Below are 17,948 nucleotides of genomic sequence, written 5' to 3' on the forward strand. Positions count from 1 at the left end.
CATGAGTAACAGTCATCAGGCGCCGACCATCGCCAGCCAGTTCGCACCGAACATCAATGCGCTGCTGGCGGCGCAGGCCGGCTTGCAGGTGCTGGACCTGGCCCCGGGGCCGCTGACCGCATTGCCCGACGCCGACGTGCTGTTCGTGCTGCCGGCGCCGAAAGGGCAAACCTTGCTGCAAACGCCGGCGCCGTTGCAGTGGCCGTCGCGGGTGCGCTGGGTGCAACTGGCGTCGGTCGGCATCGATTATTACCCGCCATGGCTGTTCCAGGGGCCGGTGGTGACGTCGGCGCGCGGCACCGCCTCCGATGCGATCGCCGAATACGTGCTGGCGGCGATTTTCAGCGCCGCCAAGAAGATCCCGCAAATCTGGCTGGACCAGAACAGCCAGTGGCAGCGCCCCTTGCTCGGCCTGTTGAAGGGCAGCACGCTGGGCCTGTACGGTTTCGGCTCGATCGGCCAGGCGCTGGCGCAGCGCGCGCTGGCGCTGGGCATCAAGGTCATCGCGCTGCGCCGTTCCGATACGCCGTTCGAGGTTGCCGGCGTCGAGGCGGTGGCCGACCTGGCCGAATTGCTGTCGCGCTCCGACCACCTGGTGCTGGCCGCGCCGTCCACCAGCGCCACCCGCCATGTGATCAACCGCGCGGCGCTGGCCCACGCCAAGCCTGGCCTGCACCTGATCAATGTCGCGCGCGGCAACCTGATCGACCATGCTGCGCTGCACGAGGCGCTCGACGCCTGGCAAGTGTCGCTGGCCACGCTGGACGTCACCGATCCCGAGCCGCTGCCGGCCGGCCATGCCTTTTACAGCCATCCGCAAGTGCGTTTGTCGCCGCATATTTCGCCGTCCACCGAGCATATCGTACCGGCGCTGATCGACAAATTCCTGCACAACCTGATCCGCTTCCGCAGCGGCGCGCCGCTGATCGACGTGGTCGACACGGCGCGCGGCTATTGACCTGCCACTCTTCGACAAGGACTCACCATGAGCAGCACCGCTCCCCTGTATTCCGCACCGCTGTCGCGTCCGCACCTGCGCGCAGGCGGCGCGGCCGCGCCGCGCCCGGCGATCTATAACGCGCCGCGCGACGCCAACGGCAACCTCATCTTCGCCGAACCGCCGCCGCCGGCGACGCTGGAAGCGCAGCGCCGCCACCGCAAGGAGCGCCTGGCGGTGTCGTTTCGCCTGTTCGCCCGCTACGGCTACGACATGGGCGGCGCCGGCCACATCACCGCGCGCGACCCGGAATTCCCGGATCACTTCTGGGTCAATCCGGCCGGCGTGTATTTCGGCCATATCCGCGTGTCGGACCTGATCCTGGTCAGCCACGACGGCAAGGTGGTCGAGGGCGACGGCTTGCTGAACCGGGCCGCGTTCGCGATCCACTCGGAATTGCACAAGGCGCGTCCGGACGTGATCGCGGCCGCCCATTCGCACGGCTTGTACGGCAAGGCGTTCGCCGCGCAAGGCCGCCTGCTCGACCCGCTGACCCAGGATTCCTGCGCATTCTATGAAGACCATGCGATCTTCCGGGACTTCAGCGGCGTGGTGCTCGATACCAGCGAAGGCCAGCGCATCGCCGCCGCGCTGGGGCCGCGCAAGGCGGTGATCCTGCAAAACCACGGCCTGCTGACGGTGGGCGCGTCGGTCGAATCGGCGGTGTGGCGCTACATCGCGTTTGAAAACGCCGCGCAAACCCAGTTGCTGTCGGAAGCGGCCGGACCGACCAGGCCGATTCCGCATGACGTGGCGCGGCACACGGCCGGCCAGATCGGTTCCGACGTCGGCGGCTGGTACAGCTTCCAGCCGCTGTGGGACGTGATCACGCGCGAAGAGCCGGACTTGTTTGAATAATTCAGGAGAATCAGATGAACAGCGCCACTTTGCCTTTCCGGCCGCATCTGCGGGAGCCGCAGCAAGTCATGCCGGCCGTGGCCGAGCCGCCGCCGGTTGCGGCCCAAGGCACCGCCGCTCGACAGGACGGGCGCCGTTATCGCGGGGTGCAATTATCGGCGTTGCTGCATGGCCTGGCCGTGCTGCTGTTGTGGAATGTGTCGGGCGGCGGCAGCGGCCCGGCACTGGCAACGCATGCGGTGGAATTGATACGCGTGGCGCCGCCACGTCCGTTGCAACCGTCGCCGAAGCCGCCACAACCGCAAGCCAGACCGGTGGCGCTGGCCGCGCCGCGTCCGGTCAGCGCCGCCACGCCGCAGCCGAAAACCGTCGCTGCCCCGGCGACCAGCGCCGAGACCTATGCCAGCCCGGCCATGCCGGCGCCGGCGATGCCGATCGGCCCGGTGACGCCGCTGGCGCCTGTTCCAACGCCGTCCGCGCCGGTGGCCGTCAAAGCGCCGCCGCCGGCGGCCAGGGTGGTCGGCACCGACGGCATCCCGACCGATTATGTGAACCAGGTGTATGCCCGCATCAACCGCAATACCGATTATCCGGGCCAGGCCAGGCTGCGCCGCCAGCAGGGCAAGGTCGGCTACCAGCTGACGCTGGACCCGCAAGGCAATTTGCTCGATATCGACTTGCAGGGTTGCGGTATCGAAGCGCTGGACGACGCGGCCCGGCAAGCGATCATGCGCGCCGCGCCGTTCCCGAAATTGCCGGACCTGGGCGGCAGCACGTATCTGCTGGCCGGGAATATCGTCTTCAAATTGAACTAAGAGCCTATCCCAGTAGATGAATACGCCCTGTTCTGGCGCTCCTCAGGAACGGGGACTGCGTTGATCGTCGTCGCGTGGCTCGCCACGCTTCCTCCTCACGCCTGGTCCGCGCTCCAGATGCGCGGCCAGAACAAGACGCTCACTACTGGGATAGGCTCTAAGAGCGCCTAAAAAAACATCCATGGCGGCGTTGCATTGCCTTGTCGTACATCTGTACTGTCTACGGCAATGCGCCTTGCCCTGAACGTTTTGTCAGGCGCTCCAGACGCTGAACTGAATCTACCTTACCGATCCGTGGAGAACCGCATGAACCCGACTCATATCGCCGCCCATCTGTCGCCGCTGGACTTGTTCCAGCAAGCCGACATCATCGTCAAATCCATCCTGGTCGTACTGGCGCTGGCGTCGCTGGCCAGCTGGGGCGTCATCATCGACAAGCTGCTGCGCTTGCGCCGCCTGCAGCGCAGCGCCGCGGGGTTCATCGCCGCGCTGGCGGGCCAGCCGACGCTGCACCGGCTGGTCGAGCAATTGCGCCAGCATGGGCAAGATCCATTCGCCCGCATTTATCAAGCCATCGCCGACGAGTGGCAGCACAGCCACCGGCTGCACCTGCATGCCGATGCGAACGGCCGCGACAGTTTGAAGGAACGCCTCAACCGGGTCGGCCAGATCGCGTCCCATACCGAAGCCGAGCAATTGCAAAAGGGCTTGTCGATCCTGGCGACGGTCGGTTCGGTAGCGCCGTTCGTCGGCTTGTTCGGCACCGTCTGGGGCATCATGAACGCCTTCCAGGGCATCGCCGCCAGCAACAGCACCAGCCTGGCCGTGGTGGCGCCGGGCATCGCCGAGGCGCTGTTCGCCACCGCGCTGGGACTGGTCGCGGCGATCCCCGCCGTGGTGGCCTACAACCGCGTGGCCGGCGACTTGAATAGCTACACCGGCCGGCTGGCCACGCTGACCGGACTGGTCGAAGTGCAGTTGTCGCGCCAGCTGGAAGCGGGCGAGACCCGGATCGACAGCGGCGACGCCGCGCCGCTCAAGGCGGAACACGGCCATGGCGTGGCGGCGCTGACGCCGCAGGGAGCCTGACATGGGAGCAAGATTTTCAAACGGCGTTTCAAACGGCGGCGCGCAGCGGGTCGGCCCGGTCAGCGACATCAACGTGACGCCGCTGGTCGACGTGATGCTGGTGCTGCTGATCGTGTTCATGGTGGCGGCGCCGATGATGGCGAGCGGCGTCAAGGTCGACCTGCCGACCGCCAATACCAGGCCGCTGCAGGAACCGAAGCCGCCTATCGTCATCAGCATGGACCAGGCCGGCACGGTCTACGTCAACCAGGACGCCGCCGGCCCCGGTCAACTGCTGGCGCTGGTGGCGAAAGAGGCGGGCGGCGACCTGGAGCGGCGCATCCATCTGCGCGCCGACCAGACGCTGGCTTACGGCCGTGTCGTATCGACCATGGGTTTGCTGAACGACGCCGGTTATGCGCGCATCGCGCTGGTGTCCGAAGCGCCGCAACACTAATCACACCACAGGAGACATCATGGACTTCCCTGCGAACCATCAAGCGCGGCGCCGCTTCCTGCGCAACGGCGGCGGCGTGGCCCTGGCCGCGCTGGCCGGCGGCTGGGGCGGTACCGCAACTGTAACAGCCGCCGCGGCCGATCCCGGATTGGCCAATACCGTGCTGCGGGTCGGCACCTATAAAGGCGGCGACTCCTATTATTTCGGCGAGGCGGGCGTCGCCGCGCTGCCGTATAAAAGCGCGATCGCCGAATTCGCGGCCGGCAACCTGATCGTCGAAGCGCTGGCGGCCGGTTCGCTCGATTGCGGCGGCATGAGTGAAATTCCGCCGATCTTCGCCGCCGTTTCCGGCGCGCCGATGAAGGTGATCGCGGTGCTGCGCGGCGACGTCAACAACCAGGTGGTGCTGGTGCCGAAACAGTCCACCATCACCGACGCGGCCCAGTTCAAGGGCAAGCGCATCGGTTATGCGCGCTCGACCACGTCGCATTACTTCCTGCTGCAATTGTTGAAAGAGCGGGGACTCACTTTCAAGGATATCGAGCCGGTGGCGCTGGCGCCGCAAGACGGCCTGGCGGCGTTCCAGAGCGGCCAGCTGGATGCGTGGGTGATTTACGGCCTGGTGGTGGAGCTGGCCAAGAGCCAGGGCGCGCGCGTGCTGCGCAGCGCCGACGGTTATTTGTCCGGCAATTATGTGATCAGCGCATCGACCAGGGCGATCGCCGATCCCTTGAAACACGCGGCGATCGGCGATTACCTGCAGCGTGTCGCCAAGGTTTACCAATGGATCAACGGTCACCCGCAAGAGTGGGCGGCCAAGAGCGGGCGCATCGCCGGGGTGCCGGCGCAACTGTTCCTGAACCAGGTCAAGGCGCGCAGCCAGCCCTACCAACTGGTGGCGGTGGATGACGCGGCGGTGCGCTCGCAGCAGCAGGTGGCCGACGTGTTTTCCCAGGCCGGCCTGCTGGTCCGCCGGGTCGACGTGACGCCGCTGTGGGACCGCAGTTTTGCGTCTTATTTAGCTTAATTAAATCAATAAAATAAAAGGATAGCCGATGCATCAGTCTTACCAGCAGCCAGCCGCGCCCCGGCTGAATCAACTGTGCTTGAATCAACTTCCTCTCGCGCTACTGGCCTGCGGCCTGGCGGGCGGCGCCGCGACGGCGCAGACCCAGAACAGCATCGGACAAGTGCAGGACGTGGTGGTCACCACCGGCGTGCGCGGCGAACAGCGCACCGTCGCCGACAGCCCGGCGCCGATCGACGTCATCAACGGCGAACAGCTGGCGCATACCGGCCGCGCCGAATTGAGCGAAGCGCTGGCGCGCCTGCTGCCGTCGTTTAACTTCGGCACCAACCAGGCCGGCGTCAATTCGGTGGTGCGCCCGGTCAGCAACCGGGGCATGGGACCGGCCTACACGCTGGTGCTGGTCAACGGCAAGCGGCGCCATAACGCGGCCTTGCTGACCAATGGCGGCGGCGACACCAGCGGCGTCAACCCGGTCGACCTCGACACGATACCGCTCGGCGCGATCGACCATATCGAAGTGCTCAAGGATAGCGCCGCCGCCCAGTACGGCTCGGATGCGGTGGCCGGCGTGGTCAACGTGATCCTGAAAAACGGCGACCATGGCGGCTCGGCGGCGGTCGGCAGCGGCCGCCTGAAGGAAGGCGACGGCAACCTGAACAATAGCAAGATCGAAGCCGACGCCGGCTTCAAGCTGGGCCAGGACGGCTTTGTGCACATCGCCGCCAATGCGCGCCAGCGCGGCCAGTCGTGGAATAACTTCAAGTCGACCAATCCGGTTAACTATTCGCCGGCCGGCAATCCGAAAAACGCCAGCTGGAACCGCGACGGCGCGCGCAACGGCGATCCCGGCATCGAAGCGTACAACGTCGCGTTCAACGCCGAACTGCCCTATTCGGGCGACGTGACGCTGTACGCGTTCGGCACGGCCGGCACGCGCAATAGCATCGCCGGCAATAACTTCCGCCGCGCGAATGGCCTGGCGACGCTGGGGCAGTTGTTCCCGGACGGTTATTTCGCCGAAAATAATATGAGCGCCTACGACTTCCAGCTCAATGCCGGCGCGCGCGGCAAGAGCGCCGGCTGGCACTGGGATGTTAGCACCGGCTACGGCAAGAACCGGGCGCGCCAGTACAGCAACCTGACCAGCAATCCCTCGCTGGGGCCAAGCTCGCCGACCCGTTTCGACAATCTCGCCACCTACCAGTTCGAACAGTGGACCACCAACCAGGATGTCACGCGGGCCTTCGACATCGGCTTGAACAAGCCGCTGCAATGGTCGTTCGGCGCCGAACAGCGGCTGGAACGCTTCACCACTTATACCGGCCAGGCGCTGGGCTACATCAATGGCGGCTACATCTTCCAGCCGGGCGACCAGGAAGGCAATCCGAACCTCGGCAAGCCGGCCGCGGTCGGCGCGCAGGCGGGTGTGGCGCTGTCGCCGGCCGACGCCACGCGCGTGCCGCGCACCGTGCTGGCGCTGTATAACGACATCGGTTTTTATCCGACGGAAAACTGGTTTGCCGATGTCGCGGTGCGCGCCGAACATTACAACGACAGCGCCGGCAACACCGTCAGCGGCAAGTTCAATTCGCGCTACGACATCACGCCGCGCTTCGCGCTGCGCGGCACCGTCGGCAGCGGTTTCCGGGCGCCGTCGCTGACCCAGCTCGGTTACGCCCAGACCGACAACCGCACCAATATCAACCCGGTCACCGGCGAAGTCGCGCCCAGTTTATCGAAGTTGCTGCGCAACGATTCCACGCTGGCCCGGCAATTCGGCGCGCAAGACCTGACGCCGGAAAAATCGACCAACTTCGGCCTCGGCCTGGTGTTCAAGGCCAGCGACGCCACCAATATCACGCTGGACGCTTACCAGGTGGCCGTCAAGGACCGCATCGTGCGCACCGGTTATATGTTCGGCCCGGCCTTCGCGCCGCTGCTGAAAGCGGCCGGCCTGACCGGCACCGAGTGGGTGCAATACTTCGCCAACGGCGTCGACACGCGCACCCGCGGCGCCGACCTGGTGGCCGACACCAGCAGCGATTACGGCACGGCCGGTCTGGTGCGCTGGGGCGCGGCGCTGAACTGGAACCGCACCGCGCTGACCAGCGTCAAGGCCACCCCGGCCGGGATCACTGCGCTGGGACCGAACCCGGGCGGCACCCAGGTCTGGTTCGGTTATGCCGCCAGCGGCGGCATCGGCGACTTGACGGCCGCGCCGCGCACCAAGCTGATCCTGTCGGCGCGCTGGTTCATCGGCGATTTTGACGTTAACCTGCAAACCACGCGCTACGATAAATCGACCTGGCAAACCACGGCCAACCGCGCCCAGGATTACCATTTCGGCGCCAAATGGCTGACCGACCTGGACCTCACCTACGCGCTCGGCAAGCACACCAGGCTGGTAGTGGGCGCGGCCAATCTGTTCAATGTCTTCCCCGACAAGAACGGCCCCGGCGATCCCAACACCGGTTCGTCCGGCTTCGTCTACGGCCCGTCGCCGTTCGCGCCGACCGGCGCCTTTTATTATGCGAAGGCCAGTTATGACTTTTAATCCGCAACGCCGGCGCCTGCTGGGCGCGCTGCCGGCCGCCGCCTTGCTGGCCGCCTGCGGCGACCAGCTGGCCGGCTCCCCATCGGCCTCGGCTGCGGTCGATCTGTCAACAGTAAAACTGGTGCTGGGCGACCAGGTCAATTTGCTGCGCTCGAAGGCGGAAGCGGCCGGCGTGCTGGAAGGCGTGCCGTACCAGATCGAATGGGCCAGCTTCCAGGGCGCCGCGCCGCTGTTCGAGGCGGTCGTGTCGGGCGACGTCGATACCGCGATGGCGGCCGATACGCCAGCCTTGGCGGCGGCAGCCGGCGGCGCGCGCATCAAGGTGGTGGCGGCCAGCGTGACGTCGCCGGCCGGGGTGGCGATCCTGGTGCCGCCCGGTTCGAGCATCAAGACGGTGGCCGACTTGAAGGGCCGCTCGGTGATCGTCTCGTCGGCGCGCGGCAGCGTGGCCCATTATTTGCTGTTCGGCGCCCTGCGCGAAGCGGGCTTGCGGATCGACGACGTGACATCCGGCTTCATGCTGCCGGGCGATGCGGCGGTGGCGTTTTCCAGCGGCCGGATCGAAGCGTGGGCCACCTTCGGCACTTACCAGGCCAGCGCCGAACTGCGCGGCGCGCGCGTGCTGCGCGACGGCATCGGCATCAATTCCGGCATCGGCGTCATCACCGCATCGGACGCGGCGCTGGCCGATCCCGGCAAACGGGCCGCGCTGGCCGACGTGCTGCAGCGGCTGTCGCGCTCGAATACCTGGGCCAATGCCCATCCGGCGGAGTACGGCAAGGTATTCGAACGCATCACCAAATTGCCGCCGCAAGTCGTCAAGCTGGTGGTCGGCCGCGACCGGCCGCAATTGCGCGCGCCGGACCAGCACATCGTCACCCAATTGCAGCAAGTGGCCGACGCTTTTTATGACGCCAGATTATTCCCGCGCAGGGTCGATGCGCGCACGCTGGTCGATGCCAGCCTGTTCCACACCACCTAGGAGGTTTTCATGAGCACAGCGAAAAAACAATTAAAACTCGGCTTCATCCTGCATGGCGTCGGCCCCGGCTGGGGCGATTGGCGCCATCCGGACGCGCATCCGGGCGCCAGCACCGACATCGATTTTTATGTGCGCCAGGCCAGGCTGGCCGAAGCCGGCAAGTTCGATTTTGTGTTTGTCGCCGACAGCGTGCACATCACCGAAAAATCCAGTCCGCATTATTTGAACCGCTTCGAGCCGCTGACGATCTTGTCGGCGCTGGCGGCGGTCACCAGCCGCATCGGCCTGGTCGGCACGCTGACCGTCAGCTACAGCGAACCGTACACGGTGGCGCGCCAGTTCGCGTCGCTCGACCATATCAGCCGTGGCCGCGCCGGCTGGAACGTGGTCACGTCGTGGCTGTCGGGCAGCGCCGAAAATTACGGCAAGCCGCAGCATCCGCCGCACGAGGTGCGCTACCGCATCGCCGCCGAACATGTGCAAACCGTGCAAGGCTTGTGGGATTCATGGGAAGACGATGCGCTGACCCACGACAAGGCCGGCGGCCAATTCTTCGACCCGGCCAAGCTGCATGCCTTGCACCACCAGGGCGAATTCTTTTCGGTGCGCGGGCCGCTCAACATCAGCCGTTCGGGGCAGGGCCAGCCGGTGATCTTCCAGGCCGGCGCGTCGGAAGAGGGCCGCAATTTTTCGGCCCGTCATGCCGAGGCGTTTTTCACCGAAGGGTCGACGTTCGAATCGTCGCTGGCCTATTACACCGACATCAAGGCGCGCGCCGCCGCCTTTGGCCGCGCATCATCGCAACTGAGCGTGCTGCCGGCGCTGCGCGCGATTGTCGGCCGTACCGAGGAAGACGCGCAGCGGCTGTATCGCGAAGCGGTGGCGCTGGTGCGCATCGAAGACGCGCTGGTGGCGCTGGCCCGCTCGTTCAATGAACACGACCTGAGCCAGTATCCGCTCGACGCCCCGTTCCCCGATATCGCCGAATTCGGCGCGCAAAGCAACCGCAGCGCATCGGAACGCATCGTGCGCACCGCGCGCGATGAAAACCTGACGCTGCGCCAGACCGCGTTGCGCTACGCCAGCCCGCGCCAGGAATTCGTCGGCACCGGCGCGCAGGTGGCCGACGCGATCCAGCGCTGGTTCGACGGCGGCGCGGCCGACGGTTTTATCCTGTTCGAAGCGCTGCCTTACCAGCTCGACGCGTTTATCGGGCAGGTGGTGCCGGTGTTGCAGGAGCGTGGATTGTTCCGCCGCGACTATGACCATACTACGCTGCGCGGCCACCTCGGTTTGCCGGTGCCGGAAAACCGCAACACGGCGGCGCGCCGCCAGGCCGCCCAGGAGACGCGACATGGCTGACATCGATCGGCATGAGGAATTGCCGGCGCCGCTGCGCCGGCTGGTGGAGGGCTTTGACGACTTGCTGGGGCAGGGCGGCGGCGAGGCGCTGCTGGTCGAGCGCGGCGGCGCGCTGCTGCGCGAGCTGGTGGCGCGCGACGACTGGCTGCCGCCCGAGGCGGCGCTGCCCGATCCGCGGTTTTACCGCCAGTATTTGCTGTACCGCGATCCGCAGGCGCGTTTTTCGGTGGTCAGCTTCGTGTGGGGGCCGGGCCAGTCGACGCCGATCCATAACCACACGGTATGGGGCTTGATCGGCTTGCTGCGCGGCGCGGAAATTTCGCAAGACTACCGCTACGGAGCCGACGGCGTGCTGGAACGCAGCGGCTTGCCGCAATTGCTGCACACCGGCAGCGTGGCGGCCGTCTCGCCAGCGCTGGGCGATATCCATCAAGTGTCCAACGCCTACGACGACCGCGTGTCGATCGGCGTGCATGTCTACGGCGCCGACATCGGCGCGCTGGACCGCTCGGTATTCACGCCGGACGGCGCGGTCAAGCCGTTCCGTTCCGGTTATGCCAATCTGGCCAATGCCGCTAACCTTTAGAACCGGAGCACACCCTATGACCAGGAACCAGACCCACGCCGGCTTGCCGGTTTTTCCGCGCCGTTCTTACCAGCAAGTGCGCACCGCATTGCTGGCCGGGCGCGAAATCGCGCTGCTCGACGTGCGCGAAGAAGATCCGCATGCCCAGGCTCATCCGCTGTTCGCCGCCAATCTGCCGCTGGGGCGGATTGAAATCGACGCCTACACCAGGCTGCCGCGGCGCGACGTGCCGATCGTCGTGCTGGACGGCGGCGAAGGCCTGGCGCTAACGGCCGCCGAGCGGCTGCGCCAGCTGGGTTATGCCGACGTATCGCTGCTGGACGGCGGTATCGACGGCTGGGCGGCGGCCGGCGGCGAATTGTTCCGCGACGTGAACGTACCCAGCAAGGCGTTCGGCGAACTGGTCGAGGAACAGCGCCACACGCCGTCGCTGTCGGCGCAGGAAGTGCAGGCGCTGATCGACGATCGGGCCGATATCGTCATCCTCGATGCGCGCCGTTATGACGAATACCAGACCATGAGCATCCCCGGCAGCATCAGCGTGCCGGGCGCCGAGCTGGTGCTGCGCGCGCGCGAGCTGGCGCCGGATCCGGCCACCCGCGTGATCGTCAATTGCGCCGGCCGCACGCGCAGCATCATCGGCGCCCAGTCGCTGCTCAATGCCGGCTTGCCGAACCCGGTCGCGGCGCTGCGCAACGGCACCATCGGCTGGACGCTGGCCGGGCAAACGCTGCAGCACGGCCAGTCGCGCAGCTATCCGCCGGTATCCGACCAGCACCGGCAAACCTCGGCGGTTGCGGCGCGCCGGCTGGCCGAGCGGGCCGGCGTGCAGCATACCGGCTGGGCCGGGCTGGACGTCTTCAAGAACGACGCCGCGCGCACCACTTATTACCTGGACGTGCGCAGCCCGGCCGAATTCGCCCGGGGCCGCTTGCCGGGTTTCCGTTCGGCGCCCGGCGGCCAGCTGGTGCAGGAAACCGAGCAGTTCGGGCCGGTGCGCGGCGCGCGGTTTGTGCTGGCCGACGACGATGGCGTGCGCGCCAACATGAGCGCGTCGTGGCTGCGCCAGATGAACCATGAGGTGGTGGTGGTCGATGGCTTGACGGCCGCCGATTTTACGGTGACGCAGCCGTGGAGCGCGCCGCTGCCGCCGTTGCCGCAGGTCGAGCAAATCGGCGTGGCCCAGTTGTCGCAATGGCTGGCGGACGATGCCGAGGGCACGGCGCTGCTGGACTTCACCAGCGGTATTAATTACACCAAGCGCCACGTCGCCGGCGCCTGGTTCGCGCTGCGCTCCGACTTGAAGGCGGCGCTGGCCAGGCTGCCGCCGGACACCACGCGCTATGTGCTCACTTGCGGCAGCGGCTTGCTGGCGCGTTTCGCGGCGCTCGACTTGCGCGCGCTGACCGCATTGCCGGTGGTGGTGCTGAGCGGCGGCACGGCGGCCTGGGCCGACGCCGGACTGGCGCTGGAATCCGGCCCGACCCGGCTGGCGTCGCCGCTGATCGACCGCTACCGCCGGCCGTACGAAGGCACCGACAACCGCCAGGAAGCGATGCAGGCTTACCTGGATTGGGAATTCGGCCTAGTCGCGCAACTGGGGCGGGATGGTACCCATGGCTTCAAGGTCTTGCTTGAGGATGGAATCCGGGCGCCAAAATAAGTTGGCAAAACCCGGGGCCGAATGCTACACTGCGCGCCTCCGCGGGAGTAGCTCAGTTGGTAGAGCGCAACCTTGCCAAGGTTGAGGTCGAGAGTTCGAGACTCTTCTCCCGCTCCAGTTTTAATCGGAAAGACTCATCAGTTTTTCCGGTCGTGACGAACGGCTGCCGCCGTTCGCTCACCGACATACCTCAGGCGAGGTAGCAAAGAGGTTATGCAGCGGCCTGCAAAGCCGTTTAGATGGGTTCGATTCCCGTCCTCGCCTCCAGACAATCTGAACTCCAGGCCCGAGTAGCGCAGTTGGTAGAGCAAAACCTTACCAGGATTGAGGCCGAGAGTTCGGGATTTTCCTACTACATACACTGATGATGTGGCATTCCGTGGCAAGAACGAGTTTGAGGCGTGTTTACTCTATTTGCGCGACTTCATAGTCGCACCTAGAAACGGCGCATCTCCCCGTAACGTAGTGGGGGAGCCGAACCGATCAGCAGAGCCGCGCGTTTTGAGCTTCATGAAATTTCTCCTGCCGAGATGGATTTTTTATAGACCAAAGCCGGTAGAAGTCCTCTTGCGTGATAACGGTCTTGTTGCAGTTTGATTCATATGGAAGGCGAACAAGTGTGGAGAAACTCCAACTCATTGATTTATAGGAAAGATTATTGCAAAATAGTGCGGATTTCGATGGATGGTTTTGCCTTTTGGTTCGGAAGACGTAGTGACAGCCGATCAAATCTTTTGTTCGGTCGGCGGCATCGCCTGCCTGGATTCACCGCTCAGGCCGCGGCGCGGCTGGTGTCGGCGCTGGCGGCGAACTGGTATTTCAGCCCGCGCAACAGGGTTTGCAATACCGCGTCTTCCTGCTCGCGGATGAAAAAATGGCCGCCGTTGAACCAGTGTAGCGCAAAGGCGCTGCCAGCCTCGCGCTGCCAGGCCAGCACGCGCTCGCCGCCGATGTCGTCGTGGCGGCCGGCCAGCACCTCCAGCGGCATCGGCAGCGCGGTGCCCTCGCGATAGATAAAACTGCGGCACAGGCGGTAGTCGGCGCGCAGGATGTCGAGCGTCATGCGCATCAGTTCGGGACTGTCGAATACCTCGTCGGGCGTGCCGCCGTGGCGCCGCATGGCGGCGACCAGGCTGGCATCGTCGCTGCCGGCGTAGCGGTCGGCGTCGCGCCGCGACGGGCCGGCCGTGCCGGAGGCGAACAGCATCAGCGGCAGCGGCGCGCCGGCGGCCAGCTGGCGCCGCGCCATGCCGTAGGCCAGCAAGGCGCCCATGCTGTGGCCGAACAGCGCGTAGGGCTGCTCCATGGTTTCCGCATGTTCGCGGCACAGCTGGTCCACCAGCGCGTCGAAATCCTCGGCGCCGGCGCAGCCCAGGCGGCGGCCGCGCCCCGGCAGCTCCACCGGCACCAGCTTGATCCAGGCCGGCAGCCTGGGCCGCCAGCGCAGGTACATGGTGGCGCTGGCGCCCGCGTTGGGCAGGCACAGCAGATTGAGCGCGCGCATCGCGGTGTCAGGCCCGGCCGTCGGCGCCGGCCGGTGCTTCCAGGCCCTGGCCGGCCATCCACTCGCGCAGCGAGCGGGGCCGCATGTCGGTCCAGTGGCTCTCGATGTACTCGAGTACGCTTTTCTTGTCGCCCTTGATACCGTCGACGGCGCTCCAGCCGCCGGGAACGGCCTTCCAGTGCGGCCAGATGGAGTATTGGTCTTCGTGGTTTTTCAGGACGATAAACGTTTCGTCTTCGCGGTCAAAGCAGCTGGTGGACATGGGATACTCCGGTAGTGGTTGAATAAATTATGCCGCCCGGCCCGGGCCGGACGGCGTGCTGGATCGGCATCCTTACCAGCGGTAGCTGGCGCTCAGCGCCACAGTGCGCGGCTGGCCGTAAGTGCAGCCGCGGCCGTAGCAAGGCGATGGGACATAACGCTTGTCGGCCAGGTTATTGACGTTCAGCGCGTATTTCCAGTGGCCCAGGTCGTAGCTCAGCACCGTATCGAGCAGCGTGTAGGCCGGCTCCGGCGGCACGCCGAAGATATTGCCCGGGCGCTCGCCGACATAACGCAGGCCGGCGCCGGCCTGCAGCGGCGCGGCGCCCAGTCCGGCCAGCCGGTAATGCAGCCACAGCGACGCGGTATTGCGCGGCACGCTGATCTGGCGCGCGCCCAGCTCGTCCGGATTGTTGGTCTTGGTGGTCTTGGCGTCGATATACGAATAGGCCGCCACCAGCTCCAGGTCGCGCAGCGGCGAACCCTTCGCTTCCAGCTCCAGTCCGCGCGAGCGGACTTCGCCGGTCTGCACCGAGTAGTCGTCGGGGGCGACCGGGTCGGGCGTCTGGACGTTGGTCTGGGTCAGCTGGTACAGCGCCGCCGACAGCAGCAGCGTGCCGCCGGCCGGCTGGTAGCGCACGCCGGCTTCGTATTGTTCGCCGCGGGTCGGCTTGAACTGGGCGCCGGTGCGGCTGTTGCCCTGTTCCGGCGCGAACGACTGGCTGAAGCTGACATACGGCGACACGCCGTTCGGGCCCAGGTAGACCAGGCCGGCGCGGCCGGTGTTGGCGCTGTCGCGCTGGATCACCTTGTCGGGGCCGGTCAGCAGGTCGGACTGGTCCTGACGGGTACTGTCGTGACGGCCGCCCAGCAGCAGCACCCATTGGCCGCCGAACTTGAGCTGGTCTTGCAGGTACAGGCCGGTGGCGTACTGCCGCAGGCGCCACATGTCGGTTGGCGTGACGCCCTGCGGCGCGGTGCCGTACACCGGCGCATACGCGTCGATCGGCGCGAACGCGGTGTTGGCGCGGTCGCTGTCGTGGTGCTGGCTGAGGTAGTCGACGCCGGCCAGGATGGTGTGCGCGACGGCGCCGGTGGTCACTTTCCAGGCCAGGTTGGTGTCCGTGGTCAGCGCGTTGGTATTGTCGCGGAAGGCCCTGCCGCGGCGGCGCACGGTGCGCTGGTCGTCCTCGACGCCGAGAATCTGGTAATACTTGTAGTCGAGGTCGGAGCGGAAATAGCGCAGGCCGTGGGTCAGCGTCAGCGCATCGCTGAAGGCGTGGGTGTACACGTAGCCGATGTTCTTCTGGGTGTTGTCGAAATAATTGAAGCCCGGCTCGCCCAGGTAGCGCCCGACCGGCAGCTGGCCGTTCGGGTTGAACTGCAGCGTGCCCTTGATCGGCAGGTTGCCGTTGTCCGTGACCTTGCTGTGCTGGTAGCTCGACAGCAGCGTCAGCGAGGTGGCGGCGGACGGCCGCCAGGTCAGCGCGGGCGCAAAATAGCTGCGCTCGTTGTAGCCGAAATCGACCACGCTGTCGCCTTCGCGGGCCAGGCCGGTCAGGCGGTAGGTCCACACGCCGGCGGCGTCGAGCGCGCCGCCGTAGTCGGCTGCCAATTGACGGCTCCGCTTGCTGCCCAGCGTCAGATTCAGTTCCTTGAGCATGTCGGCCGACGGCCGCTTCGATACGGTGTTGATGACGCCGCCGGGCGCGCCGGTGCCGTACAGCAGCGACGATGCTCCCTTCAATACCTCGATCCGCTCCAGGCCGTACGGTTCCTGCGCCCCGTTATAGACGTTGGGCTGGTATTTCATGCCGTCGCGCAGGATGCCGCCGGAGAAGGGCTGCACCTCGAAGCCCCGTATCATGAACGATTCGGTGCTCAGCGCGCCATACGAGCCCTGTTCGGCCGACACGCCGGGGGTGTAGCCCAGCGCATCCTGCAAGGTGCGCGCGCCGGTGTCCTGGATCTGGTCGGCGGTGACCACCGAGATCGATTGCGCCACTTCGTTGAGCGGGGTGTCGGTCTTGGTGCCGACCGCGCTGCGCGAAGCGTGGTAGCCGATTACCGGGCCGGTGGCGCTCTGCTTGTCGCGCGCGCCTTGCACCTTGATCTCGCCGAGCACCTTGTCGGCCGGCGCCGCGGTTTGCGCCAGGACCGGCGCCGCGATGCCGAGCAGGGCCCAGTGCAGCGCCAGCGCCAGGCGCCTGCGCGGGAACGGCGGCGGAAGATGGTTTGTCGTCGTCTTCATTATTATATTGATCGCTAATGGAAGGGAAATCAGGCCGCTTGCGCCGCCCGGGTGGCGGCCTGCCGCAGCCGGCTGTGGGCGGCCGCCAGCGCCGCCGAGAAAATCTCGAAGACGTGGTCGAGCTGGGCCTCGGTGATGACCAGCGGCGGCAGCATGCGCACCACGCTGCCGTTGCGCCCGCCCAGTTCGACGATCAGGCCGCGGCGCAGGCATTCGGCCTGGATCGCGGCGGCCAGCGGCCCGGCGCTGGCCGGATGGCCCATGCCGCTGCGCGGCTGGTCCGGGTCGATGATCTCGACGCCGATCATCAGGCCGCGTCCGCGCACGTCGCCGATGGCCGGATCATCGCGCTGCAACTGGCGCAACTGGCCCATGAAGCGCAGGCCGGCGCGGGCCGCGTGGGCCGCCAGCTCTTCCGAGCGGATATGGCTGATGGTGGCGGAACCGGCGGCCATCGCCAGCTGGTTGCCGCGGAACGTGCCGGCATGGGCGCCCGGCTGCCATTGATCGAGCTCGCCGCGGTAGACCACCACCGACAGCGGCAGGCTGCCGCCGATGGCCTTGGACAGCACCAGCACGTCCGGCACGATGCCGGAGTGTTCGAAGGCGAACATCGCGCCGGTGCGGCCGAAACCGGTCTGCACTTCGTCGACGATCAGCGGCACGCCGGCGCGCGCGGTCAGCTCGCGCACGCCGCGCAGCCAGGAATCGGGCGCCGGAATCACGCCGCCTTCGCCTTGCACCGCCTCGAACAGCATGCCGGCCGCGGCCGGCACGCCGCCCTCGGGATCGGTCATCACCGTCTCGATATAGCGCAGGCCGGCCTGCTGGCCCGCCTCGCCGCCCAGCCCGAACGGGCAGCGGTAGTCGTACGGATACGGCAGGAATTGCACGCCCTGCAGCGCGCCCAGCGGTTTTTTCGGTCCCAGGCTGCCCATCAGCGTCAGCGCGCCCTGGGTCATGCCGTGGTAGGCGCCGTGGAACGCCAGCATGGTGCTGCGGCCGGTGGCGATCTTGACCAGCTTGAGCGCGGCCTCGACGGCGTCGCTGCCGGTCGGTCCGCAAAACTGCACCTTGGCGCCGCGCGCGAACTCGGCCGGCAGGGTCTGGAACAGGTCTTGCACGAAGCGGTCCTTGACCGGCGTGGTCAGGTCCAGCGTGTGCAGCGGCAAGCCGGCGTCGAGCACGGCGCGGATCGCGTCGACCACCACCCGGTGGTTATGGCCCAGCGCCAGCGTGCCGGCGCCGGCCAGGCAATCGATGAAGACCCGGCCCTCGGTATCCTCGACATAGATGCCGTGGGCGCGCTTGAGCGCCAGCGGGATGCGCCGCGGATAGCTGCGCGCGTTCGATTCGGTGCGTTGCTGGCGTTCCAGCAGCGCATTGCCGGACAGGGTATAGGGATATTGCAGCGCCTGGTGGCGCAGCGCCAGCTCGCGCTCGGCGGCGCCGTCGGCTGACACGGTAGGCAAGAGGTTGGACGTCATGGTGGCTCCGATTGGTTGCGGTGGGTTCGCTGCGGCCGTTCAGACAAGGCCGTATGCTGGTATGACGAGCCGG

The 17,948-nt window shown here is 66.6% G+C and carries 15 protein-coding genes and 2 tRNA genes; 13 read left to right on the top strand and 4 right to left on the bottom strand.

What is annotated here, in order from left to right:
• The first annotated feature begins 1 nt into the window (after window position 1).
• From GJA_RS08025 to GJA_RS08085, 13 genes are all read left to right on the top strand, one after another.
• Complete coding sequence (locus GJA_RS08025) at window positions 2-958, top strand: D-isomer specific 2-hydroxyacid dehydrogenase family protein (protein ID WP_038490792.1); 957 nt, start codon at window positions 2-4, stop codon at window positions 956-958.
• A 27-nt stretch (window positions 959-985) separates the two neighbouring features.
• The gene (locus tag GJA_RS08030) at window positions 986-1,855 is read left to right on the top strand and encodes a class II aldolase/adducin family protein (protein WP_081905281.1); all 870 of its coding nucleotides are present in this window, start codon (window positions 986-988) and stop codon (window positions 1,853-1,855) included.
• Window positions 1,856-1,869: 14 nt separating this feature from the next.
• A complete protein-coding gene (locus GJA_RS26065) occupies window positions 1,870-2,670 on the top strand; it encodes a TonB family protein (protein ID WP_051780459.1) in 801 nt (266 codons plus the stop codon).
• 306 nt (window positions 2,671-2,976) lie between these two features.
• Entirely contained in the window at window positions 2,977-3,759 is a 783-nt protein-coding gene (gene exbB / locus GJA_RS08040; RefSeq protein ID WP_081905282.1) for a tonB-system energizer ExbB, read from the top strand.
• 1 nt (window position 3,760) lies between these two features.
• A complete protein-coding gene (locus GJA_RS08045) occupies window positions 3,761-4,195 on the top strand; it encodes an ExbD/TolR family protein (RefSeq protein ID WP_038490795.1) in 435 nt (144 codons plus the stop codon).
• Between the two features lie 19 nt (window positions 4,196-4,214).
• Entirely contained in the window at window positions 4,215-5,222 is a 1,008-nt protein-coding gene (locus tag GJA_RS08050; RefSeq protein ID WP_038490797.1) for an ABC transporter substrate-binding protein, read from the top strand.
• A gap of 28 nt (window positions 5,223-5,250) precedes the next feature.
• The gene (locus GJA_RS08055; RefSeq protein ID WP_081905283.1) at window positions 5,251-7,779 is read left to right on the top strand and encodes a TonB-dependent receptor plug domain-containing protein; all 2,529 of its coding nucleotides are present in this window, start codon (window positions 5,251-5,253) and stop codon (window positions 7,777-7,779) included.
• Window positions 7,769-8,761, top strand: a complete 993-nt coding sequence (locus tag GJA_RS08060; RefSeq protein WP_051780460.1) for an ABC transporter substrate-binding protein — start codon at window positions 7,769-7,771, stop codon at window positions 8,759-8,761. The genes GJA_RS08055 and GJA_RS08060 overlap by 11 nt, the downstream gene beginning before the upstream one ends.
• A gap of 9 nt (window positions 8,762-8,770) precedes the next feature.
• Entirely contained in the window at window positions 8,771-10,123 is a 1,353-nt protein-coding gene (locus tag GJA_RS08065; RefSeq protein ID WP_038490800.1) for an LLM class flavin-dependent oxidoreductase, read from the top strand.
• Complete coding sequence (locus tag GJA_RS08070) at window positions 10,116-10,709, top strand: cysteine dioxygenase family protein (protein ID WP_038490803.1); 594 nt, start codon at window positions 10,116-10,118, stop codon at window positions 10,707-10,709. The genes GJA_RS08065 and GJA_RS08070 overlap by 8 nt, the downstream gene beginning before the upstream one ends.
• Window positions 10,710-10,725: 16 nt before the next feature.
• Entirely contained in the window at window positions 10,726-12,372 is a 1,647-nt protein-coding gene (locus GJA_RS08075) for a rhodanese-related sulfurtransferase (protein WP_051780462.1), read from the top strand.
• 41 nt (window positions 12,373-12,413) lie between these two features.
• Window positions 12,414-12,489 (top strand) — tRNA-Gly (locus GJA_RS08080).
• Window positions 12,490-12,565: 76 nt separating this feature from the next.
• Window positions 12,566-12,639: transfer RNA gene (locus tag GJA_RS08085), tRNA-Cys, on the top strand.
• 505 nt (window positions 12,640-13,144) lie between these two features.
• On the opposite strand, the gene GJA_RS08090 is transcribed toward GJA_RS08085, so the two are convergent.
• The 4 genes from GJA_RS08090 to GJA_RS08105 form a co-directional block, all read right to left on the bottom strand.
• Window positions 13,145-13,876: a thioesterase II family protein gene (locus tag GJA_RS08090; protein WP_038490807.1), complete on the bottom strand. Its 732-nt coding sequence runs from the start codon at window positions 13,874-13,876 to the stop codon at window positions 13,145-13,147.
• Window positions 13,877-13,883: 7 nt separating this feature from the next.
• The gene (locus tag GJA_RS08095) at window positions 13,884-14,138 is read right to left on the bottom strand and encodes an MbtH family protein (RefSeq protein WP_038490809.1); all 255 of its coding nucleotides are present in this window, start codon (window positions 14,136-14,138) and stop codon (window positions 13,884-13,886) included.
• Between the two features lie 72 nt (window positions 14,139-14,210).
• On the bottom strand, window positions 14,211-16,388 hold the full coding sequence (locus GJA_RS08100; RefSeq protein WP_051780465.1) for a TonB-dependent siderophore receptor: 2,178 nt from the start codon (window positions 16,386-16,388) through the stop codon (window positions 14,211-14,213).
• 29 nt (window positions 16,389-16,417) lie between these two features.
• Window positions 16,418-17,875, bottom strand: a complete 1,458-nt coding sequence (locus GJA_RS08105; RefSeq protein WP_081905284.1) for a diaminobutyrate--2-oxoglutarate transaminase — start codon at window positions 17,873-17,875, stop codon at window positions 16,418-16,420.
• Window positions 17,876-17,948: the final 73 nt, after the last annotated feature.

It is taken from the genome of Janthinobacterium agaricidamnosum NBRC 102515 = DSM 9628 (assembly GCF_000723165.1).
Classification (GTDB): domain Bacteria; phylum Pseudomonadota; class Gammaproteobacteria; order Burkholderiales; family Burkholderiaceae_D; genus Janthinobacterium; species Janthinobacterium agaricidamnosum.